The 1479-nt window shown below is 63.1% G+C and carries 2 pseudogenes; both read right to left on the bottom strand.

What is annotated here, in order from left to right:
* Positions 1-788: pseudogene (locus HMPREF2924_RS07605) on the bottom strand (hypothetical protein); the annotation flags it as partial.
* 229 nt (positions 789-1017) lie between these two features.
* A pseudogene (locus tag HMPREF2924_RS07600) lies at positions 1018-1479 on the bottom strand (hypothetical protein); the annotation flags it as partial.

Here is a 1479-nt window from a genome sequence, read left to right as displayed (position 1 = left end):
ACCGTTTCCAGGGGGTTATAGGCCGGGTCGCCATCGCCGAACGGATCCCCGTTCAGGGTCGCCCACACGCTTTCCCAATAGTCGAGCTTGTCGGTGGCCCGAGCCTGGAGGGTCTTGTTATAGATCGACAGTTGCAGACCGTTGGCCGAGCCGAACATGTACGTCTCGCCACGCCCGTAGACCGAGGCGTTGCCGTCGAACTCGATCCGCTCGATCCCGCTGATTTGCCGCACCCGACGCGAGCGGCAATGCATGCGGTCAACGAGATCAGCCGGAGGCGTCCAGCCCTGCACATCCAGCGCGATATGCACGGCTGCTTGGTTGGTCTCGCAGTGACTCAGCACCGCTGCGGCCAGGTCATCCAGCACGCCCTGGAGAATACGCGGATCGGCGCCGTCAATGGCGTGAGGCGACACCTCGATCTTGAGGTGCGAGCCAATGGTGTCGACCTTGATGTTGTGGTTCTTGATCAGCAAGATCAGGCCCATTTCGGCGTTCTGCAGGCGGTACTGATAGCCAGAGTCGCGACCGATACGGCCCTTGGACCATTCGTAACCGGCGAACTCGACCACATCCACCGACAGGTCAAACAGCGCCATGACTTCCGGCCGGAGCTTGCCGTTGTACAACTGCCGCACGGTGTCCACGCCACACCGCAGGATGCGCACGCCTGACAGGTCGGTGAACTGTCCATTGAGCGGGTCCATGAAAAGCATCCCCTTCGGGGACTTGTGGAAATCCCCGTTCTCTTCGAGGACCAGTCGCGTTGGATGGATCGGAGTCTTCATGTTCTTTACCCGTTAATGAGGTTCTATGGGGTTGCTGATCGGGGGTTATCTGACGTGTTACAGGGGCGTCGGCCGCGCCTTCGGCCTATCGCTCATGCCTTCCGCTCCCGGCCGGCGGCGCGGCCCGCCCCTCATGGCGGCACCCCTACCGCCGCTAGCGCCGTCATCACCGTCCACCAGTGATGCAGCGCCCAGCCCATAGCCACCGGAACGAGGAATTCCCAATCGATCATTTCTGCCTCCAGGGCCGCGAGGCGTATTCGGAATCGGGGACGATGGTCAGCGGCACCTTGTCAGGCTCACGGGCGCCCGCTGCCGATGGCGGCAGGTTGAGCAACGGCGGCTCGCCAGCGACCGCCACCGGCCGGACCGAAGAGCCGGCACAGGTGACGGTCCCCTCCCATTCCCCGTAGAGCAGTTCGGCCACGCACTCGCCGCGTGGCTTGATCGCGTAGCCGGATCCCACGAGTTGCCAACTGGTGAGTTCCAGGTGCCGGCCGGCAGGGTCATCCAGGGCGAACATGTAGATATCGCCCTTCGACGGCATGTAGGCGTGGGCGAGGATCGAAATCCGCCGATCGGCGAAGGGATGGGCGTTCAGATCAACAGGCGCAGCAGCAGGCCCATCAGGTACAAGCCCAGGAGGAAGAAAGCTATTCGCAGCAGGACGCGCTGGAGCAGCCACAGCAGC

It is taken from the genome of Pseudomonas sp. HMSC063H08 (genome assembly GCF_001813645.1).
Classification (GTDB): domain Bacteria; phylum Pseudomonadota; class Gammaproteobacteria; order Pseudomonadales; family Pseudomonadaceae; genus Pseudomonas; species Pseudomonas aeruginosa.
This window is presented reverse-complemented; position numbering and strand designations above follow the sequence as displayed.